Raw genomic sequence first — 1,439 nt, forward strand, 5'->3', positions numbered from 1 at the left:
TCGTTGCGACCCACATACTCCAGCACCCCGTCCTCGCGCCAACGCACCAGGTCTCCGGTGCGGTACATCCGCCCCGTCCCACCTTGCGCCTTCACGAAGGGATCCTCCAGGAAGCGCTCCTGCGTCAGATCCGGCCGACCCAGGTAGCCTCGTGCCACCCCAGCGCCTCCGATGTACAACTCCCCCACCACCCCCGGTGGCACCAGGCGCCGGTGCGCGTCCAGCACGTACAGCTGCGTGTTGCCCACGCCGCGACCAATGTCACTCTTGAACCCCTCCGAACGATCCATCGACACCCAACTGGAATAGGTGGTCGTCTCCGTCGGACCGTACAGATTGCACACGCGCTGCGCCTGCGTCTGCTCGAATGCGCGCTCCGCCAAGGACTTCTTCAGCGGCTCACCTGCCAGATTGACGGTCCGCACGCTCGCCGGCACCCCCTGTACCTCCAGCAGCGATGCCAGCGCCGACGGCACCGTGTTGATCAACGTCGGCTCCAAGGCCGAGCCTGCCAAGGCCAGGGCGTTCTCCACCACCAGACAGGCGCCTCCGCAGCTCAACGGCGCAAAGCACTCGAAGACCGAGAGGTCAAAGTTCAAGGAGGTGGCCCACAGCGTGGACTGCAGCTCCCCGGCACTGAAGGACTCGCCGGCCCAGCTGATGAAGTTCACCGCCTGGCGGTGTTCAATCGCCACCCCCTTGGGAACCCCGGTAGAGCCCGAGGTGTACAGCACATAGGCCAGGTGAGCCGGCTGCAGTCCGAGCTCCGCGGCTTGCAGATCCTGTGTCGACTCAGTCGACCACCTCGCGGCATCACCTTGCAGGTCCAAGCGCGGCACACGGGTGCTTGCCAGCAGCGACTCCAGGGCCTCCCCCAGCACTCCGTCGCTGAGGATCACGAGCGGCTGCGCATCCTGCAATATCAAGGCCAGACGATCGACCGGATAGTTGGGATCCAGCGGCACATAGGCGCCCCCGGCCTTCAGCACCGCCAGCACTGCCACCACCATGCGTTCGCTGCGGCGCAGGCACAGGCCCACCCGCTGGTCGGGCCCTACGCCCAGGGATCGCAAGGCCCGAGCCAACTGGTTGGCTCGCGCGTTCAGCGTGGCGTAATCCAGATCCTCGCCGCCCGGGTGGCGCACCGCCAGCGCCGCAGGGCTGCGCCTGACCTGCGCTTGCACCAGTTCATGCAGGCACAGCGAAGGGGCGCCAACGATTGCCGTGTCGTTCCAGGACGCCAGCAGCGCACGCTCGCGTGCGGTGCTCAAGTCCAGCGCCGTCAGGGCGATCTCCGGCGATGTCGACAGCACCTCGTGCAGTTGCTGCAGCGCCTGCGCCATCGCCTCGCACAGCGACTGAGCATCATGCGGCTGGCGCAGCTGCACGGTCAGGGCCAGCCCGCCTTGCTCGTAGTCGTCAATGTTCAGCAACAGCGG

At 66.8% G+C, this 1,439-nt stretch carries 1 protein-coding gene; it reads right to left on the reverse strand.

The features are described from left to right. Positions 1–1,439: amino acid adenylation domain-containing protein (locus ACS5PK_RS22605; RefSeq protein WP_439442515.1), on the reverse strand; the 1,439-nt coding region annotated here is incomplete at both ends.

Source organism: Roseateles sp. DB2, assembly GCF_051857535.1.
Classification (GTDB): domain Bacteria; phylum Pseudomonadota; class Gammaproteobacteria; order Burkholderiales; family Burkholderiaceae_C; genus Roseateles_B.